20 protein-coding genes are annotated in these 20,823 nt (G+C 34.7%); all 20 read left to right on the forward strand.

Going from position 1 to position 20,823, the window contains the following annotated elements; all coding sequences use genetic code 11:
- Positions 1-45: 45 nt before the first annotated feature.
- Positions 46-1,446: a VWA domain-containing protein gene (locus CLOST_RS01110; protein ID WP_013360412.1), complete on the forward strand. Its 1,401-nt coding sequence runs from the start codon at positions 46-48 to the stop codon at positions 1,444-1,446.
- A 25-nt stretch (positions 1,447-1,471) separates the two neighbouring features.
- Positions 1,472-3,556 carry a prepilin-type N-terminal cleavage/methylation domain-containing protein gene (locus CLOST_RS01115; RefSeq protein ID WP_013360413.1) on the forward strand — a complete coding sequence of 695 codons (2,085 nt, stop codon included), beginning with the start codon at positions 1,472-1,474 and terminating at the stop codon, positions 3,554-3,556.
- Positions 3,557-3,607: 51 nt separating this feature from the next.
- The gene (gene pilM, locus CLOST_RS01120; RefSeq protein ID WP_013360414.1) at positions 3,608-4,627 is read left to right on the forward strand and encodes a type IV pilus biogenesis protein PilM; all 1,020 of its coding nucleotides are present in this window, start codon (positions 3,608-3,610) and stop codon (positions 4,625-4,627) included.
- Positions 4,628-4,641: 14 nt separating this feature from the next.
- Entirely contained in the window at positions 4,642-5,202 is a 561-nt protein-coding gene (locus tag CLOST_RS01125) for a PilN domain-containing protein (protein WP_013360415.1), read from the forward strand.
- Complete coding sequence (locus CLOST_RS01130; protein WP_041487063.1) at positions 5,192-6,604, forward strand: hypothetical protein; 1,413 nt, start codon at positions 5,192-5,194, stop codon at positions 6,602-6,604. The genes CLOST_RS01125 and CLOST_RS01130 overlap by 11 nt, the downstream gene beginning before the upstream one ends.
- 413 nt (positions 6,605-7,017) lie before the next feature.
- Entirely contained in the window at positions 7,018-7,365 is a 348-nt protein-coding gene (locus CLOST_RS01135) for a cupin domain-containing protein (RefSeq protein WP_013360417.1), read from the forward strand.
- A gap of 12 nt (positions 7,366-7,377) precedes the next feature.
- Complete coding sequence (locus CLOST_RS01140; RefSeq protein ID WP_013360418.1) at positions 7,378-8,166, forward strand: SDR family NAD(P)-dependent oxidoreductase; 789 nt, start codon at positions 7,378-7,380, stop codon at positions 8,164-8,166.
- A 21-nt stretch (positions 8,167-8,187) separates the two neighbouring features.
- A complete protein-coding gene (locus CLOST_RS01145) occupies positions 8,188-9,147 on the forward strand; it encodes a 3-hydroxyacyl-CoA dehydrogenase family protein (RefSeq protein ID WP_013360419.1) in 960 nt (319 codons plus the stop codon).
- 28 nt (positions 9,148-9,175) lie between these two features.
- On the forward strand, positions 9,176-10,114 hold the full coding sequence (locus tag CLOST_RS01150) for a cyclase family protein (RefSeq protein ID WP_013360420.1): 939 nt from the start codon (positions 9,176-9,178) through the stop codon (positions 10,112-10,114).
- Between the two features lie 26 nt (positions 10,115-10,140).
- On the forward strand, positions 10,141-10,974 hold the full coding sequence (locus tag CLOST_RS01155; protein WP_013360421.1) for a beta-keto acid cleavage family enzyme: 834 nt from the start codon (positions 10,141-10,143) through the stop codon (positions 10,972-10,974).
- Positions 10,975-11,002: 28 nt separating this feature from the next.
- Entirely contained in the window at positions 11,003-11,623 is a 621-nt protein-coding gene (locus CLOST_RS01160) for a hypothetical protein (protein WP_013360422.1), read from the forward strand.
- A gap of 134 nt (positions 11,624-11,757) precedes the next feature.
- Positions 11,758-13,299, forward strand: a complete 1,542-nt coding sequence (locus CLOST_RS01165; RefSeq protein WP_013360423.1) for a sigma-54 interaction domain-containing protein — start codon at positions 11,758-11,760, stop codon at positions 13,297-13,299.
- A 223-nt stretch (positions 13,300-13,522) separates the two neighbouring features.
- Complete coding sequence (locus tag CLOST_RS01170) at positions 13,523-14,485, forward strand: flavodoxin family protein (RefSeq protein WP_013360424.1); 963 nt, start codon at positions 13,523-13,525, stop codon at positions 14,483-14,485.
- A gap of 28 nt (positions 14,486-14,513) precedes the next feature.
- Entirely contained in the window at positions 14,514-15,371 is an 858-nt protein-coding gene (locus CLOST_RS01175; protein ID WP_013360425.1) for a hypothetical protein, read from the forward strand.
- 27 nt (positions 15,372-15,398) lie between these two features.
- Entirely contained in the window at positions 15,399-15,623 is a 225-nt protein-coding gene (locus CLOST_RS01180) for a hypothetical protein (protein ID WP_013360426.1), read from the forward strand.
- An 81-nt stretch (positions 15,624-15,704) separates the two neighbouring features.
- Positions 15,705-16,610 (forward strand): bifunctional enoyl-CoA hydratase/phosphate acetyltransferase, encoded by a 906-nt coding sequence (locus CLOST_RS01185; RefSeq protein WP_013360427.1) that lies wholly within the window; start codon positions 15,705-15,707, stop codon positions 16,608-16,610.
- A 23-nt stretch (positions 16,611-16,633) separates the two neighbouring features.
- Complete coding sequence (iorA, locus tag CLOST_RS01190) at positions 16,634-18,415, forward strand: indolepyruvate ferredoxin oxidoreductase subunit alpha (protein WP_013360428.1); 1,782 nt, start codon at positions 16,634-16,636, stop codon at positions 18,413-18,415.
- A 1-nt stretch (position 18,416) separates the two neighbouring features.
- Positions 18,417-18,986, forward strand: a complete 570-nt coding sequence (locus CLOST_RS01195; RefSeq protein WP_013360429.1) for an indolepyruvate oxidoreductase subunit beta — start codon at positions 18,417-18,419, stop codon at positions 18,984-18,986.
- A 10-nt stretch (positions 18,987-18,996) separates the two neighbouring features.
- Complete coding sequence (locus tag CLOST_RS01200) at positions 18,997-19,653, forward strand: hypothetical protein (RefSeq protein ID WP_013360430.1); 657 nt, start codon at positions 18,997-18,999, stop codon at positions 19,651-19,653.
- Positions 19,643-20,710: a butyrate kinase gene (gene buk, locus CLOST_RS01205; protein ID WP_013360431.1), complete on the forward strand. Its 1,068-nt coding sequence runs from the start codon at positions 19,643-19,645 to the stop codon at positions 20,708-20,710. Before CLOST_RS01200 ends, buk begins: the two co-directional genes overlap by 11 nt.
- The last annotated feature ends 113 nt before the right edge of the window (positions 20,711-20,823 follow it).

The following is a 20,823-nucleotide window of genomic DNA, read 5'->3' on the forward strand; positions in this document are numbered from 1 at the left end:
TTCCATATGTAAATATAGAAATCTTAAAGTAAAGGAGGGCTAACCATGAAAAAATCAAATAAAGGTGTGACCTTATTAGAATTAGTTATAGTATTGGCATTACTTACCTTTGGTATTGGGATAGCAGTGAATATGATACTTTTTTCTAGAAATGCTCAAGCTAAGACCCTAGAAGAATTTGATTTTCAATCCGAAATGAGACAAAGTTCTCAAGTTGTTAATAATGAAATAAGAAATAGCACTGTTGTCTTTGCTGTGCCACAAGACACGTTTAATAATAAAAAAGCAATGTGGAACTATCTAGGGTTGGAAGATTCTAAAACTCTAGTTCAATATACTTGGAATGAAGCTGATAGTAGACATGACAGAATAGAACTATATAAATCAGACCAAGACATTTCTCTTAACCTTATGTTTAAACAACTTACTCCTAATTCAAAGTTGATTGAATTCACTTTACAAGGCTATATAGATGGGAAAACAGATCCTAAAATGACAATTAAATCTGAGATAGAGGCATTTAACTCTGTAGTGGTTGAAGATGGCGGAAGTCCATCATATCCAGCAACAGCGCTAGCATACAGAACAGATGACACTCCAGGGCCTCAGACTAAAGCTGGAAAAAAAGTGGTAGCAGCAATTACTTTGGTATTAGATGAATCTGGAAGTATGGCTAACAACATGTCAGGGGGAAGGGTTACTTCTAGTAATCCAAGCAGAATATCTATATTAAGAAATAGAGCTAAAGCATTGATTGATCAATTTTCTGGGTTAGGGAATATTTATGTAGGTATAATACCATATTCTGATGATGCTTATATTTCTGGAACGAAAAGTTTTGTCCTTGCAAATGGAACTAATGTAAATACCATAAAAAATAAAATTGACTCATTGACAGCACAAGGGATGACTAATACAGGAGATGCTATGAGAGTATCTTATTATGCAACAAAACAATTTAAAGATAGTCCAAATTCAATTGATAATACGTTGCCAACAGACACGAAAGTTATACCATACATGATTTTACTATCAGATGGAGATCCAACAGTTTTTAGTGCTACAACGAGAGAATGGGTTGGATGGTGGATATTTGGTCATTATGAATATAGTGGATATAAACAAGATTCTGGATATGTTATTTCTGATAGAATATCAGATGACAGTGAATCCAAAAATACAAGTCAATGGAGTTCTATGGGATATTCTGAATATATTGGTCAGAACTTAGTTGTAGGAGGAGATTTAGAAATAAAGTCTCATGTTATTGGTTTTTCAAATGATGCTACTAATGCTCAAACCATTGCAAATTATATTAATGCAGAATATCACAGTGCGAATAGTGATGTAGAATTAGAAGCAGTATTTGATGAAATAGGTGGGACTATATTGAAAGAAATGTGGCATATTTATGGACCATATGTAGACGATGAAAGTGATGATTAATAATTTGATGGAAAGGAGAGATCATATGAGAAGAGGTATGACATTAATAGAAATTATTATTTCTATTGCTCTAATAGGGATTATTGCATTCGGAATATTACCTGCTATTTCAGCTCAGTATAGTATGGTGCATAAGACTAAAAATATAACAGTTGACTCATTTGACTCTCAGAGTAAAGTTGAAAATGAAGTAGTAAGCAAAAGGACTGAACTAAGAGATAAAACAAAAACAATAAATGATTTTTCTCCAATTCAGAATTTTAATATATTGGGAGTTAATGTAAACGCATATGATTTAAAAGTTACATCTTCTAAGTTTGGGAATAGAACTATAGATATTTTTTTATCAAAGCAATTAGCAGAAAGAGAACAATTTAGTTCATTGACAGCTAATAATGTAAGGATTGAAGTTGTTGGAGGCACAAGCAATGATTTTGCAAATTTAGCGTCTGGAACACCGAGCTTAGAAGGAAAGGTAGATGCAATTACTGATTCTACTTGGTATACAAACGTATATAAATGGTATGTTTCTGATCCGGGAATTAGTAATCCTTTATTTCCTGATGACTATAAGCAAATAAGTCAGTACGTAATACCTCCAAATCAAATTAAAATAACTGACCTTAATCCATATGCAAATAGATTCCTTAGATTCTCGGTTACTCCAGTAGATAAACATGGAGTTAGAGGAAGTGAAGTATTTAGTGATAATACTGTTTTAGTCGTAGGAGTTGAGTGGAGGGCAGGAACTAATGCATGGGCAGATAAGAATCTAGATACAAAATTTGATGATTCCCAAGGTGATGCAAGGATAAAAACTGAATATCTGTTTAGTTTATTTGATACACAAAATCCTTTAAAAGATTTTATAAATCCTGAAACAAGTGTAGATATAAAAAATAGTGCTCTGTTTATTCCAAGAAGAATAGATGCAGGCACGCAAGTAGTATCAGATATAAATTTAGTGGGTATCAGTTTTATTGATTGGAAGGTAGATGATTCTATATTCCTTTCAACCAATATTTATTCAACTGGGGAGTCCGATATTAATTTATTAACTAGAAATGGAAGTATAGTATTACACAGATATATTCAGTTTGATTCAAATGGTCAAGTTGTACTAGGCTCAAATGGTAATCCTATAGATATTAATGATGGAAGTAAAATAAATACGCAGGGAGATGTTTATCTTACTAGTGAAGGAGCGGGCAATATAATTTTACAACCATACAGTGGAATAAACTTAGGAGATAATATATTTATCAAAGCAAATGGTATAGTGATGCTAGATAACAATGCTTTTATGAAGGCAAAGACTTCTATAACTATTGATACTACAAAAAAACTAGGCATTTTAAGTAATAGAAATATTCGGATGAATAATGCCTTTATTCAACTTGAGGACAATCTAACAAGTGGCAAAAGAGTAGATTTATTATCGAATAATATAGTATTCTTAAAAGACACATTGCTAGATGGTAAGAATCCTAGTAGCATATTAAATATTTCATCTAAAGAAGGAAATATATTCGATAACTCCATAATTAAGAACTTGATTACTTTTATAAAGGGCCCAAGCTTAATGAAAGGTGGAAGTTGGGATAGTCTTTCTTCGATCAAAGTAGATGATGGTTCAATATTGAAATTTGAAAAAATGGATGACGGTACTAAAGTTAACAATGTTGGAAGTCTAAATCTTGGTAATACTGGCTCAATTCAATTTGCAAATAGTATGATTGAAGATTTAGAAAATCCACTAGAGTTGACACTTACTGATATCGGAATAAATCAGATGAATATAACTTCTAATTATGGTAGAAATATTGGTTATGCGGATGCAAGCACTAGTAGCTTTGTAAATGGAGTATTCCAAAATATTGGAAGTGGGAATACTAATTTAGAATATAAAATTGATATAACTGATGTTAGTAATGTGAAGGATATTCAAGTATCATTTGACGGAAGTCAAACACTTACTGTTACAGGAACTTTAAATAATCCTACAATTCCTGTTTCAGCTACTTTAACAGTAAGGGATAAATATATAAAGGATAAAAATAATATGCCAGTTGAAATCGCCATTCCTAAACCAATAACAATAACAAATTAGAAGTGGAGATTTAAAATATGGAAACTAATCTAGCAAAGGGGGAGGGCTTATTTGAAGCAAAACAAGAGTAAGCTAGGCTTATCATCCAAGAAAAAAGATGTAAAATGCCTGTCCATTGATATAGGAAGCAGCTATATAAAGTTTGCTGTAGGACAAAAAATGGGCAGGCGCCTTAAGGTTGAAAAGACATTTAAAGCGAGACTGCCAGCTGGTGTATATGAAAATGGACATATGCACAATATCCAAGAAATGAAATCCATAATTCAAGGAGCATTAAATGCAAATGCTGTAAAGCTAAAAGACGTTATTTGCACCCTTGAATCCACAGATGCAATCAAAAGAGAGCTAGTAGTTCCTGCTGTTGCACCTGAAGACTTATCAGAGATGGTAAGCTATGAAATCGGTCAGTACCTGCCTATTGATATCAATAGTTATGTACTGCAGTACAAAATTGTGAGAGAGTTTGAGGAGGAAAATGTAAAAAAATATGAACTCCTTGTAGCTGCCCTTCCAAAAGAAATAGTTCACAACATCTACTCTATGCTTATCGAGATGGGATTAGATCCATATGCACTTGATATTCATTCAAATGCAGTTGACAAGATAGCAGCTGAGTATGAACTGTTTAACGAAGCTAGTATCAAAGAAAATACAGCAGCATTTTTGGATTTAGGTCATGAGAATATCAACGTAATTATAGTTGAAAAAGGTCAATATAAGTTTAATAGACTTATAAAAAATGGAACTAGAGATTTTGAAAAGCTTACTACTGAGTTTGAGTTCAAAAGTATCGATGAGATTTCTCAACATCTTGATGTAGTAGACAGATGGATAGAGGAAATCGACAAGGTATTTAAGTACTATACTAGTAGAAGCGTAGATAATACTATAGATAAGATTTTTATCTATGGAGGTATTTCTGTGATGGAGGGCTTGGATACATATATCCATGAAAGAGTAAATATCCCTGTAGAGCTAATCAAATCCATAGATAACGTAGAGATAGTAGCTGGCAATGAATATACTTTGGCACAGAGCTTAAATGCTATCAGTGCGATTATCAGGCTGTAGGGGGTGGACATAATATGAGAGATTTTAACTTTTTTGCACCCTATGAGCAGGAGCCTAAGAAAAAAGCTTCAGGTAGTAATGTCCTTATGATAGTGGCAGCTGGATTACTTGCTTTATGCTTGGCTTTAGTGATATTTAATACTATGACTCTTATGTCTCTTGAAAAGTCTATTACCAATCTAGATTCGAATATGAATGAGCCAGATTTTAAAGCAAAGGTTGCAAATGTTCAGGCAAAGCAAGCTGAGCTTAATTCTTTAAAAACTGACCAAGTTTTCTTTGAAGCTCTAGATATAGTTATGGATAAGCAAAACAAGGTAAATGAAGCGGCAGTTAGACTTATAGCTGAGCAGGTACCTGATAATCTTCACCTTACAGATTTATCTATAGTTGAAGACAAGATAGACATTAAAGGCAAGTCGTACAACAAAGTTGCTGTAGCACAGTTTCAGCACAATCTAAGACAGACAGAAGAATTTGATAACCTTTTCGTATCTGAAATGGTTAAAGAAGAAGCATACTATAATTTTAGCATCATGCTTAAGGCAAAGGGGGATGAGACTGATGAAAATTAGTAACAGAGAGAAAAATCTCTTACTTCTCCTTTTTATAGCTGTAGGTGGATATTTGTTCTTTACCTTTGTGTATACGCCTCAGACTGAAAAGCTAGAAACCCTAAAGCAAGAAGAGCAAGCTAAACAAAACGAGTATGCTCAGATGCAAGCACTTATAAGCTCTGAAGGTAATGTAGATTTAGAAATAGAAACTATTAAGAACCAGCTTCTTCCTGTAGCTAGAACTTATTTTGGGGATATAGACCAGGAAGAAACTATAGTTATTTTAGATGACTTTGCTCAAAAAGCTGATTTGGATATCAAAGGTATCAGATTTTCTGAGCCTGTAAAAACTAGTCTAACTGAGCTGAAAGCAAATGAAGCTTCAGCTTCTGGAGAGGCCCAGCCTCCGGCACCAGCACCAGCAGAAAATACTGCTCCTCCTGAAGGGACTCAGGCTCAAGTAGCTGCTCCACCAGCTGTATCTGATAATTTTACTACTAGACCTGTAGAGGTAGAGTTTGAAGGCAATTACAACAAGCTTATGGATTATTTAGTTGAGGTAGGAAGCTATTATAAACGTATTTCTTCATATTCTATGCAACTAAAATCCGATTTAGATAAACCGCTTTCAGGCACTATATTTATGAATTTTCACTGCGTGGACAGTGTTGATAAATATGTTCCTCAGGATCCTAGTATTTTGGAATATAACTTTATTCCTCGCTCATCAAAGGACAATCCTTTTGAAGCATATTCATGGTCATACAAGATTACTACAATTCCTGGCGTTATTACATCTCCAGTTAGTCAGCAAGGGATAATAGTAGGACCTAGTGAACTAGGCATGTATTATCTTCCTGAGCAAACAAAGGAAGATCCTATAAGTATGGAAAAGACAATGGAATTAGGAGCACAGAATCCTCTTCCGTTAGCCCTTAATATATTTGATGAAAAGCTACTTTATAGCTTTGAAGATAGGATTCTAAAGACATTTGCCTTAGATAAAGGAAACACTATTTCGGGCAAGCTAGAGAAGGATTTAGAGTCTGAAGAAAATCTTTATAGCATTACTTACACCTTTGATGGTGAAGAAGCTGAAACAGAAGTATATCTTGATTTACAAAGCAAAAAACTAACCATTGATAAGCACCCTCAGTACCTTTCTTTATTTGTAAATGCTGATAAAAAGCTAGATAATATACTCGGACTTATTGTTACTGACGCCAAAGGTATGGACTACAGAGTATTTTTAGCTAACAAAATCGACTGGACAAATAAAAAAGAGCTAAGAGGAGTACTACCAGAAAGTATAGCTTATCCACTTACAGTTAAAAATGTATTTGTAAGAGATAATTCTGATACTAGTACAAAAAATGCAAAGCTATCTTTTGATGAATTAAAAGTAGCATATATGAAGTAGATATACAAAAAGACGATGCAGACGCATCGTCTTTTTTGATATGTTTATATAATTCACAATTAAATTCCATGATTTATATTTGAATCGAGATATAAAGAGTGCAGTCTGCACTTTTTTTATTTTTTGATTTATATGTAAGTCAAAAATGACTTAAATTTATACTTTTTCTATTTTTCTAGAAGATTTAGAAGTATGAAAATGCTGATAAAAAGCTTGGAATATCAATGAAAATGCTGAAAAATAATTTTAATTTAAGATTTGGCATGAGACTTGCTGTATAGAATTGCATTGGTTAAGAAATTAACATCAAAAAAATATTTTTAAGACATAAGAGGATTTACAGCTAAAGAATTGATAATAATTTATGATTTAAGGCTTATGGAAATTCAATAAGTTAAATGGAGGTGTATGAAATGAAAAAAGTTGATTTTAAAGATGGTATGCCTTACAAAGCACCGCTTCATTTTGATTGTGCGACTCTTAAGCTTCAAGGACTAGAAGAAACTGGAGCATCTAAGTTTTGGATGGGAGTTACTCACTTTCTGCCAGGTGGAGGAGCAGAGTATGCATATGAAGATTCTCCTACTGAAAAAGTATACATAGTTTTGGAAGGAGAGGTGCTAGTTAAGTCAAAAACTGAGGAATTTTTACTTAAAAAGATGGACTCTATATTTATAGGACCTAATGAAGGTAGAGAAATAATTAATAAAACTAATATGCCAGCCACTATGCTTGTGGTTGTCAATTATCCAGAAGCATAAGGAGGAAAGTATATGAAGGAAATGAGTAATCAAGAGATGAAGAATATGTTTAGTCTCGAAGGAAAGGTAGCAGTAGTAACTGGTGGAGCAGGTTCACTAGGAGAAGGTGTAGCTACAGGCTTAGCTCTTCATGGTGCAGATGTAGTAGTTACAGGAAGAACAATAGAAACTCTTCAAAGTACAGTAAAAAAAGTTGAAGAACTAGGTAAAAGAGCACTTGCTATAGCTTGTGATGTTACAAATGAAGACCAAGTAAAGGCTATGGCAAAGCAAGCTGTGGATGCATTTGGCAAAATAGATATTTTAGTAACTGTTGCAGGCATAGCAAAGAGATTTCCGGCTGAAGAATTTCCAGTAGAAGCTTTTGAGCAGGTGATGGATATTAACGTTACTGGGACTTTTATTCCTTGTAAGGTTATAGGAAATGTGATGAAAGAGCAAGGCCATGGAAAGATAATTACCGTATCTTCGGTAAGGGCTTTTGCAGGGCATCCTGGAGGATATGCTGCTTATGGAACCAGCAAGGGTGCAGTAGCACTACTTACAAAGCAACTTGCTACAGAGTGGGCTAAATACAATATTAATGTAAATTCAGTAGCTCCTACTATTTTCTGGACACCACTTACTCAAGAGGTATTAGAAGATGAAAAGCTTAAGAAAATATTTTTAGATAGAATTCCTATGGGAAGAGCAGCGCTAGTTCAAGACATGGTAGGAACTACTGTATATCTTTCATCTGCAGCATCAGACTTTATAACTGGTCAGATAATTTATGTAGATGGTGGCTGTACAGCAGGCTAAATCCTAGAAAGGTGAGAAAGCATGAGCGAAGAAATAAAAGAAAAAGCTAAAAAAGAGATTAAAAACATTACTATTTATGGTTCTGGTCTTATGGGAAGTGGTTTGGCTCAAGTATTTGCATCTGATGAAAATCTAAATGTTACTATTTGCACTAGAAATATAGCTAATTCAAAGATTCATGAAAGCATGAGCCAGAATCTAAAGCCTTTTATAGATAAAGGTATATACACTGAGGATTATGCCATTAATCTTATATCTAGAGTAAGAATAAGCGACGATAGGGAAGCATCTGCAAAGAATGCAGATTTTATTATCGAATGCATACCAGAAAACATGGAGCTAAAGCAAAATTTATTTGCAGAGCTTGAGAGCTATTGTAGCGAAGATACTATATTAGCTACAAATACCTCTGTTATGAGTATCTCTGAGATTGCAATGAAAACCAAGAAGAAAGATAGGGTGGTAGGAGCTCATTTTTGGAATCCACCATATCTGATTCCTCTAGTAGAAGTTGTAAAAGGTGATGAAACATCAGAGGAAACTATGGACCTCACCATGAAGCTACTAAAAAAAGCTGGAAAGCATCCTATATATGTAAAAAAGGATGTACCTGGATTTGTAGCAAATAGACTACAGCACGCTCTATGGAGAGAAGCTATATCTATAGTAGAAAGAGGAATAGCAGATGCTAAGACAGTAGATGAGGCTTTGAAGTTTGGACCAGGACTTAGACTGCCTATACTTGCACCTATAGAAAATGCTGACATGGTGGGATTAGATCTTACCTTATCTATTCATAGTTATATATTGAAATACCTTGAAGATTCCCATGAGCCATCAAAGCTTTTAAAGGAGCTAGTGGAAAAAGAAGAGCTAGGCTTCAAGACAGGTCAAGGCTTTCAAAGCTGGACTAAAGAAGAAGCAGACAGCTCTAGAGAAAGGCTGTCTGAATACTTGATTAAGGTACTTTATAATAAATAATTTTGATAAAACTTAGGAGGTTTTTATAATGGCAAAGAAAGTATTAGTTGATTTGACACATCCGTTTCATGCAGATATTCCAGTATGGCCTTATTTTGCAAAGCCTAAGATTGACACTATGCACAATTTAGCAAAAAGTGGAGTTTTGACTCAGAAAATTGATGTAGTAATGCACTGTGGTACTCATGCTGATGCCCCTCGTCATGTCATGGAGTATGAGTTTGATGGAAAGCGTGCAAGATATACTCATGAAATGCCACTAGATGCTTATTATGGTGATGCTGTTTGCCTAGATATCAAGGTAGATAGATGGGGGCTTATCACGGCAGACCATCTTTATGATGCTTGTAAGCGTGCAAATATCAAGCCAGAGGAATTAGAAGGAATGGTTATATGCCTTAGAACAGGTATGCATCTTAAGTTTGATGATACTAGAGAGTACTATCACTATTCTTGTGGAACAGGAAGAGAAGCTGGAGAATGGTTTGCAAAGTACAAGCCTAAATGTGTAGCTATGGATATGCAAGCTCTAGACCATCCTCTTCATACTACTATGGGCAAAAACGGTGGATATGTAGGAATGAATCTTATTGGAAACTCTGGAAAGCCAATAACGGATGAATATATAGAAAAATTTGGCATTGAGGCTTATGCGGAGTTTAATAAGGATACATTTATAGATGTATTTGGAAAAGATAAATATATGGAAGCTTACGGAATGTTAGAAAATCATGGGTTAGAAGGAACCTGGGAGCCTTGCCACAAGCTTATGATGGGCAATGGTATTGTAGGGGTTGAGAACCTAGGTGGAGATTTGGACAAGGTAGTTAATAAAAGATTTAAGTTCATGGCATTTCCTATTCGCTGGTGGCTAGGTGATGGTTCAATGGTTCGCTGTGTAGCGGAAATTGATGAAGACGATATAAATGATGTTCCAGACAGAGTATACAACTACGGTGGATTCTAATATACGATATTGAAAGGAAGAAAATAATGAGTAATTTAGACAATAAGGTTATCTTAACTGTTGCTCCTACTGGAGCTTGGCCGACAAAAAAAGAAACTCCATACGTGCCACTACAGCCTAGAGAAATAGCAGATGAAATCTATGCTTGCTGGAAAGCTGGAGCATCTATAGCCCATATCCATGTTAGGGATGATGAAGATAAATCCTCAATGAGCTTTGAAAAGTTTGAAGAGACTGTTAGATATATAAGAGAAACTGATTGTGATATAGTTATAAATCTTACTACATCAGGACAGCTAGGTCTAGATGATGAAGCAAGAATGAAGCATGTAATAGAGCTAAAACCAGACATTGCTTCTTATGATTGTGGCTCAATGAATTGGATGCACAGCTCAGTATTTGAAAACAGCCCTAGATTTTTAGAAAAGCTGGGACTTGCTATGCAGGAAAATAATGTGAAGCCCGAAATAGAAATTTTTGATGCAGGAATGATTTACAATGCTCTTTATTATCTTAAAAAAGGAATATTAAAAGCTCCTCTACATTTTCAATTTGTGCTAGGAGCTGCAGGTGGAATGGATGCGACTGTTGAAAATCTTGTATTTTTAAAAAGCCTTCTGCCTGAAAACTGCACCTGGGGGGCACTGGGTATAGGAAAAGGACATCTTCCTATAATGTATGCAGCTCTTGCATTAGGTGGACATGTCAGAGTAGGAATGGAAGACAATGTTTTTTATTCTAAGGGAGTACTGGCAAAATCCAATGTAGAGTTTGTAGAAAGAACTAAGAGAATAGTTAAAGAGCTTAATAAGGAAATTGCTTCTCCAGATGAAGCTAGACAGATATTGGGATTGAAATAGACTTATATATAATTCGGAGGAAAATGTTATGGAAATGAAAGTAACGCAAGACTCAATGGGAACGCATTTAGATTGGAAACATGAGGGAATTACTCCAAAGATGATAGACTGGTTTTGGAGCAATATGGAAAAAGGTTTTATTTTATGGCATCCATCTCAGCACGAAACTTTAGAGTGGGCTGTAGCACCTAAACATGGCAATCCCATAGGCTCTGTACATATAGCGCCACAAACCTGGAATGATGGAACACGCCAAAATCTTTATATAAGATTTGAGGATTTAGCTACAGTGCCAGCCAATGTAAAGGAATATATTGTTTATGAGCACTGCGTTGTTGTTGCAGGACTGGGATTTGGTCCAGAGAGCCTAGAGGTAGAAGAGGTTATGGGGTATCGCATACACCAGTGGGAAAAAACTGACTATGGTGTGGTAGGGAAATCTTCAGCTATAGGTATGAAAAAGAAGGAAACTCCTGAGCAAGGGATTACTTGGTCTGAGCATTGTGCTGAAGAAATTGGAAACTGGGGAGCCTTCTTACCTCAGCTATACAACTTATATCAAGTTGTTACAAACACAGATTATAATCCGTATGCAGATCTAACTGTTGAAGGCAAAGGTAAAGATTTGAACTATAAGTATATAAGATAGCAGAGTAATATGAACTAATAAAAAAGGCTGATGATTTTATCAGTCTTTTTTGCTATGTATACAGAAGTATATGTTATAATTGTGCTTAAAATACTAATCAATAATTCGTTATAAGTTAAAGTTAGGGGAAGCATATGGATAATGTAAATATGAATGAAATCGGTTATAAGTCAGATGAACAGGATTTGTTTAAGAAAAGAGAAGCAGATGCTCTTGCTATAGCTGACTCAATTTCAGACGGAATTTATATAACAGATAAAAATGGAGTAGTAACAGCTATTAATAAAGCTTTTACAGAAATTACGGGAATCAAGGCTGCAGATATTGTAGGCAAAAATATGCAGCAGGTATGGAACAACGTAGTTTTAAATTCGGATCCTGCTTTTATAGAAATTAAGCCAGAAGACAAAGCGAATGTATTTTATATGTTTAATAACGGAAAGAAAAAGACTTTGAAAACTAGGAAGCCATGCTCTATAGCTTTACTGGTTTTGAAAGAGAAAAAGCCCATTTCTGTTTTGACCACTATAGATAGAATGAATAAAAGAGTGTTAATTACAGGCACGCCATTTTTAGATGAAGACAAAAATGTAGTTCAGGTGCTTACTATTATAAAGGATTTGACGGAGCTGTTCGTTTTGAGAGAAAAGCTAGAAGAGGTCGAAAAGGAAAAAGCTAAATACCTTAGTGAAATAAAGAATCTAAAGAAAGATATCAAGGAAAGACAATTGTATAAAGATTTGATTTCTAAAAGTAGCTCTATGGACAGGGTGATAAAGCTAATAGAAAATGTATCCAAAACGGATGCAACCATACTGATTACTGGAGAAACTGGAGTAGGAAAAGAAGTGGTAGCTAGAACCATTTTTAAAAACAGCAAGAGAGCAAATGGTCCCTACATTAGAGTGAATTGTGCCGCTATACCAGAAAATCTATTGGAATCAGAGCTATTTGGTTATGAAAAAGGTTCATTTACAGGAGCTTCTCAAAATGGAAAGCTAGGACTTTTTGAAATGGCAAACAATGGAACTATTTTGCTTGATGAAATAGGAGAAATTCCTGTTAAGCTTCAACCCAAACTGCTAAGAGTACTTCAAGAGAGGGAAATAAAGCGCATAGGTGGGACAAGCAATATAAAAATAGATGTGCGTGTAATAGCTGCCACAAATTTGAATTTAGAAGATGAAGTTAAAAAAGGCAATTTTAGGGAGGATTTATATTATAGACTCAATGTAATTCCCATCGAGCTTCCTCCACTTAGGGAAAGAAAAGAAGATATATCCTTGCTAGTTTATAATTTTTTAGGGAAATTCAATAAAGCCTATGGCAGAACTAAAGACTTTGATATTACAGCTTTAGAAATTTTGGAAAACTACAGTTGGCCAGGAAATGTAAGAGAGTTAGAAAACTCAATTGAAAGATTGGTTGTAATAGGGGATGAACACCTTATAACTAGAAATACTATTTTGAGTGTACTAGGTCAGGATAAATTTTACGAGGCATCTACTGAAACTATTGATGGTACTTTGAAAGAAGCAGTTGATAAGTTTGAAAGAAACATTCTAGAAAAGACTCTAAAAAGTTGCGGAAGCACCTATAAGGCGGCCAAAATATTAGGGATAACTCAGTCTACGGTAGTAAGAAAAGCAAAGGCTTTAGGAATAACTGAGTGGTAATGCAAAAACGCATTTTTTTAATGCGTTTTTGCATTTTAAATCGCAATTCTGTATGGTTTACAGAGTTGCGATTTTTTTTATTTAATAAGTAATTTTTTGTTTGTGTTGTAATTGCAAGGAAAATACAGAGGCTTAGAATTTGTAGATAAAACTTTAACAGTTTGGCATATAAGTTGCTTTAAGTAAATTATAAGAAATTAGAAATTTACATAGGAGGATTCATATGAAGATACTAGGAATAAGCTGTGGAAGAAAAATGAGTAATACCGAGATTCTTGTAAAAGAAGCCTTGATGGGCGCAGAAGAGTTAGGCGCTGAAGTAGAGTTTGTACGTCTACAGGATTTGAATCTCAAGCCTTGTACAGGATGTAATGCCTGTGTAGTAAGCCTTATGGAAAAAGGTGGAACAGGAGATTGCGTCATAAGAGATGATGATTTCAAGTTCATAGATGAAAAAATTATGGACTGTGACGGAATAATTGTTGGCTCACCAATATATGAAAAAACTCCAAGCGGACAGTTAAAAATACTAAACGATAGAATGGGACCTTCTCACGATGTGGCTATGAGAATGATAGCTAAAAAAATCCGTGAACAAAAAAATATAACTACAGGAAATGGTCCAGACGAAAGATCTTTTAAAACTAGAGCTGCATCTCTAATAGCAGTGGGAGGAAGTGAATGGGATAATTTAGCCTTGCCAATGCTTCATTTGTTTACTTTATCAATGCAAATGGAAGTTGTAGACAAGATGCTAGTAAACTGGGTAGCTCTTCCAGGTATGGTAGCACTTAAGGATGATGAGCTAGCAAGAGCTAGAAAATCTGGACGTCATGTTGCAAAGACGTTGATGAAGCCTATAGAGGAAGCTGAATATATAGGAGAAGAAGGTATGTGTCCACTTTGTCATTCAAAATTACTAGAAGTTAGAAATGGGGATAGTAATTATCCTATTATATGTGGAATTTGTGGAGTTAAAGGAACACTTAGCGTTGTTGATAATAAGGTTAAGTTTGAAGTTAAAGAGGAAGACAAAGCTCATTCGCATATTAGACTTTCTGGTAAATTTGAGCATTGCGATGAACTAAAAAATGTTTCACTAAAACCAGCACCAAATGTGCATGAACTACCTCAAAGGTTAGAAAAATATAAAACCTATTTAACTCCTTCAAGACCTATAAGTTAAATAAAAAATAGAAAGAGAGAGTGCAATTATGTCAATTGAATTTAATCCTATGAGGAGTCTTATTTATGTAGATGTAGTAAAAGAAGACTATAGGCACATGTTAAAGCATTGGTTATATCGTCATCATATTCCAGATAGCATTTCGCAATTTGGACCCTATGTAACGAAGTATGCATTTTATCCAGCACTTCCAACTCCACCAGAGGGTGACAGATTTGGAACTATAAGAATGCAGTTAACAGAGCATTACTGGACGGTCAATCCATTTACTAGTAACTTTAAAAATAAAGCATTTACAGAGTTTTTTCCTATAGACATTTTAAAATGGCAAGGAAATATTCCTGATGACAGTAAGGTGGCTGCTTTGGAAGGAGAAGAAGTAGTTAAACTAGAAGGCGATGATGCTAGAGCAAGCGGTGGTGACAATGGTTGCCCTCCATTTATCTTTGCATTTGTACCTATTTGCTGGGAAGAAGATTTTAAAGGCTCTCAGCGAACTGTAGAAGATGGTCCAAATTACCGCTGGCAGTTTGTTATGAAATATCCAGAGGGAGTTACTATGCAAGAAGGAGATAAGTGGTTTTATGAGGAAATGATTCCTAAGTTCAAAGGTATGCCAGATGTACTTAGAATTTTATCAAGTAAAATCATTCAGCAAGTAAATGGATGTCCGTATCACAGAGTGGTTGAGATGTGGTTTAACTGTCCATCAGCTTGGTATAGATCAGCTGTAGAAAAAGCAAAAGAAATCAAAAAACCTTCATGGGCAAAATATGATGCGTTTCCATATTTAAAACCGAAGTTTGAAATTGCAAGCTTATTTTTAACTGATATTGCAGAAAGTGACAATTATAGTCAGTACCGTGGTTATATTACTATGCGCTAAATAAATATTATATGGGGGTACGATATTATGAAGCTAAAAATATCTATTACTAACGGAATAATCGGTGGAGCTATCGGTGGGATAATATCTTTTGTTATTAACTATTTCCTAGTGCCTGTGCCACAAAACGCACTGCAAAATGGATTTGGTAATTTAATAAGCGGCTTAATTAGTGGTTTTCTAGCAGCATTTATTGGATTTATGATTTATCTGTCAAAGGAAAATAAATCAGATTCAAAAATGATTTCTTAAATTAAAAATGATAAGAAGGTTATGTTCTAGAATATAAAATTTGGAACATAACCGTCTTTTTTATGGAGGGTAAAAATATAAATGGAATATAAAAGCTTTGATGACTTAATTAAAAAAGTTCAAAACTTAGATTCAATGAAAAAAGTAGCAGTAGTTTCAGCTCAAGATGAACACACTTTAGAAGCAGTTTTTAAGGCAAAAAAAGATAATATAGTAGAGCCTATTTTAATAGGAAACAAGAAAAAAATAATAGAGATTCTAAGTGGGTTACATGAAAGTGTGCTAGAGGAATCTATTATAAATGTAGAAAGTGATTCAGAAGCGGCAGAAAAAGCAGTAGAGCTGATAAATGAAAATAAAGCTGATTTTATTATGAAGGGTAAAATTCAAACAGCGGATTTATTAAGAGCAGTTGTAAATAAAGAAAATGGACTAAGAACTGGAAAGGTTATGTCACATATAGTTATTCATGAAATTCCTACATATCACAAGCTTCTTGCAGTAACAGATGGTGGAATGATGATGTATCCAAGCCTTGATGAGAAAAAGCAGATTTTAGAAAACGCTGTAAGTACATTTTTAGCACTTGGTTATGAAAATCCCAAAGTAGCTGTATTGGCAGCTGTTGAAACTGTGAATCCTAAAATGCAAGAATCTGTGGATGCAGATATGCTTAAAAAATTGAATATAAAAGGTGAAATAAAAAACTGCATAGTAGAAGGGCCTATATCCTATGACTTAACAATGAGCAAGGAATCAGCAAGTATTAAAGGCTTTGTGAGCCCTGTAACTGGTGAAGCTGATATTATTGTGGTTCCAAATATAACTGTAGGAAATATTCTAGGAAAGTCTTTAGTGTATTCTGCTGGAGCAAAAATGGCAGGTTTTATAGTTGGAGCAAAGGTTCCAATAGTTTTAACCTCGAGAGGTTCTACTTCAGAAGAAAAATACTTGTCACTAGCATTATCTGCATCAGCAGTAAAATAAGATGGAAGGAAAGGTAGAGATATATGAAAAAATTACTGACAGGAAATGAAGCTATTGCTCGTGGAGCCTGGGAAGCTGGAGTGAAATTTGCATCTGCATATCCAGGAACTCCAAGTACAGAAATACTTGAAAATACAGCATTATATAAAGAAGATATTTTAGCTGAATGGGCACCAAATGAAAAAGTCGCACTAGAAGCAGTGATAGGAGCATCTTTTGCTGGAGCAAGAACTTTTGCCGCTATGAAGCATGTGGGAGTAAATGTAGCAGCAGATCCATTGTTTACATTTTCCTATACAGGAGTAAATGGAGGGATGGTTTTAATTTCTGCTGATGAACCAGGTTATCATTCTTCTCAAAATGAACAAGACAATAGAAACTATGCAAAATTTGCAAAAATTCCTATGCTAGAGCCATCAGATAGTCAAGAATCAAAAGATATGATGAAGCTGGCTTTTGAGATAAGTGAAGATTATAACACTCCTGTTATGCTTAGAGTAACTACTAGAGTATGTCATTCAAAGAGCATAGTTAAGTGTAGTGATAGACAAGAAGCAGGAATAAAGGAATATTCTAAGGATTTAAATAGATATCCAGTACCATCAAATGTTGGCGGGATGAGAAAAAGAGTAGAAGAAAGACTGACAAAGCTACAGGAGTATTCAAATAATACAAAGCTTAACTTTATTGAGTGGAATAATAAAAAGATTGGAGTAATTGCATCAGGAGCTTGCTACAGATATGCAAAAGAAGTTTTTGGGGATTCAGTTTCTTATTTGAAATTGGGCTTTACAAATCCTCTTCCTAACGAAAAGCTAGTAGAGTTTTGCAGTGAAGTAGAAAAAATATATGTTATTGAGGAAAATGATTCCTATATAGAGGACCAAGTTAGAATATTAGGCTTTGATTGCTTAGGAAATAATTTCTTTCCATATACAGGAGAGATGACTCCAGATGTAATCAGAAATACTGTTTATGGCAAGACAAATGATACTTTAGATTACGATAGTGCCAAGGTAGTTCCAAGACCACCTACACTATGTGCCGGATGTCCTCATAGAGGTTTCTTCTTAGAACTAAAAAAGAAGAAAAATGTTGTAGTGTCAGGAGATATAGGTTGCTATGGTCTAGGTCATGCTGACCCATATAATGTAGGAGACTGGTGCATAGCTATGGGAGCAAGCCTAAGCATGGGCCACGGAGCACAGCAAGTTTTCAATATGAAAGAAAACTCAAATACTAGAGTTGTTTCAATGCTCGGAGATTCAACATTCTTTCATACAGGAATGAATTCGCTTTTGGATGTAGTTTATAATTCTAGCAACACTGTCAATGTAATACTGGATAATAGAATTACTGGAATGACTGGACATCAAGAAAATCCAGGAACAGGCTATACTTTACAAGGTAAAAAAACTAAAGAAGTTGATATAGAAAAGGTAGTAAGAGCATTTGGCATGGATAATGTAGTAGTGATAGATCCTAATGATTTAACTGCGGTCAAAAATGCTCTTGATTGGGCACTTAGCTTAGATGAGCCTTCAGTAATTATCACAAGATGGCCATGCATACTTAAAAATCTTTCAATTGAAGATGAAAAAGAGTTTGAGGGAGTTTTTATGAGTAAGTGCAAAGTAGATACAGATAAATGCATTGGGTGTAAAGCGTGTATCAGAACTGGGTGTCCAGCTATATCATTTGACAAGGATAATAAGAAATCAAGCATAAGCCCAGATTCTTGTGTAGGATGCGAGGTATGTCTTCAAGTATGCCCAGTAAAAGCTATTGGAAAGGTGGAAGTATAAAATGGTAAAGAGCATTTTGTTGGTAGGAGTAGGTGGCCAAGGCACAATTCTTGCGAGTAAATTACTGACTACTGGACTTATGGAAGCAGGCTATGATGTGAAAATGAGCGAAATTCATGGTATGTCACAAAGGGAAGGCTCTGTATCCTCTCAGGTTAGATATGGAGATGAGATTCAGTCACCAGTGATAGAAATTGGAGGAGCAGATATACTTGTGTCATTTGAAAAAATGGAAGCCTTGAGATGGTTTAAATATTTAAAACCAAATGGAAAAGTAATTGTAAATGATTATGAAATTGACTCTATGCCTATTCTTTCAGGAAAAGAAGAGTATTCTCAAGGAATAATAGATGAAATTTCAAGTAGAGCTTCGACTATAGTTATAGATGCTCAAAAATATGCTCTGCAACTTGGAAATTCAAAGGTAATGAATGTAATTTTGCTTGGAAGCATAATTAAAGCTATGGAGCTTGAAGCTATAAATTGGGAAAAGATAGTTAGAGATAATGTGAAGCCTCAATTTGTAGAAGTAAATTTAAAAGCAATTGAAGTAGGAATGAATTTATTATAAGAGGTGAAAGATGAAAAAAGGTGATTTTGTATGGATAGCAGCTTTATTGGTTTGGGTGCTTATTTTAGTAGTGCCTTCCTCTAGAGCTTTGTTTATAAGTGTAACTGATGCTCACCCTTATGCAGGAGGATTTATAAAGTTTGCTATCTTAGCAAGCATGGGAGACATGCTGGGAATTAGAGTTATAAAAGGTGAGTGGATTGCTCCGAAAGGCCTTATGTATAAAGCCTTGGTATGGGGAATTATTGGATTAATGGTAACTCTTGTGTTTACAGTTTTTATGGGTGGAGCTGCAGCAGCTCAAGCATCAGGGAAATTGCCTTTTAATGGTTCAATTTTGGCACAGGCTTTTTTTGGAAGCAGTATTATGAATGTCACTTTTGGCCCTATGATGATGGTATTTCACAGGTTCACAGATATGTATATAGATAGCAAATGCGATAATAAAGAAGTTAAAGTTACTATGAGAGAGCTTATTGAAAAGAATGATTGGAATTCTTTAGTTGAATTTAGTTGGCTTAAAACCTGCCCTTTCTTTTGGATACCTGCCCATACAATAGTTTTTTTACTTCCATCACATTATAGAGTTATTGTATCAGCATTTTTATCAATAGCTCTTGGCTTGTTGCTTGCTTTTGCGAAAAAGGAGAGTCATAATGAAGTATAATATTTTAGCTATAAACCCTGGTTCAACATCTACAAAGTTAGCTTTGTATGAGAATGATAAAGAAATTTTTTGTAATACTTTGGAGCATTCTGCAGAGGAAATTGAGAAATACGATAAAATACAAGATCAATTTGAAATGAGAAAAAATCTAGTAATTTCTTCTCTCCTTGAGAAAGGATATGACATTAAAAGCTTATCTGCAGTAGTCGGAAGAGGGGGCATGGTTCCGAAAGTGAAATCTGGAGCCTATAAAGTCAATGAAACGATGGTGGATAGACTTAAGTTTAATCCTGTCATAGAACATGCATCGAATTTAGGCGCTTTAATAGCTTATGAAATAGCAAACGAGGTAAATATTTCTGCTTATATATATGATTCTGTCAGGGTGGATGAGCTTAACGATGTGGCAAGAATTTCTGGAATGCCTGAAATTTCTAGAACAAGTACAAGTCATGCTTTGAATTCAAGAGCTATGGCTATGAAAGTAGCTAAAATGAATGGCAAGAAATATTCTGATATGAATTTTGTAGTTGCCCATCTTGGTGGAGGAATATCTGTAAGTGTTCATGAAAAAGGAAGAATGGTGGATATTTTAGCAGATGACGAAGGCCCATTTTCGCCTGAACGTGCAGGAAGAGTGCCCTGTAAAGAGCTAATAGATTTATGTTACTCAGGGGAATTTGATAAAAAAACTATGAACAAAAAATTAAGAGGAAATGGCGGACTTAAAGCTTATCTAAATACAGTTGATGTAAGAGAAGTTGATGAAATGATTGAAAGAAATGATGAAAAAGCAAAGCTTATTTTAGAAGCGATGGCTTATCAAGTTGCAAAAGGTATTGGCGATCTTTCGACAGTTGTTGAAGGTAAAGTCGATGCTATTGTACTTACAGGAGGAATCGCTTATTCTAAGAGAATTACAGCTTTGATTAAAAAAAGAGTAGAGTTTATTGCTCCAGTTGAGATAATGCCAGGAGAAAATGAAATGGAGTCCCTTGCTATGGGAATACTAAGGGTGCTAAAAGGAGAAGAAGAAGCATCTGAATATAGCGAGTAGAAGAACTATAAATAATTATTTAGAGGTATAAATAAAGACGATGCTGATGCATCGTCTTTTATAATCTTAAAAAAATAATTTTTTAAAAGTTTTTCGACTATAATCGAATAAAT

This window comes from Acetoanaerobium sticklandii, from assembly GCF_000196455.1.
Taxonomy (GTDB): Bacteria; Bacillota; Clostridia; order Peptostreptococcales; family Filifactoraceae; genus Acetoanaerobium; species Acetoanaerobium sticklandii.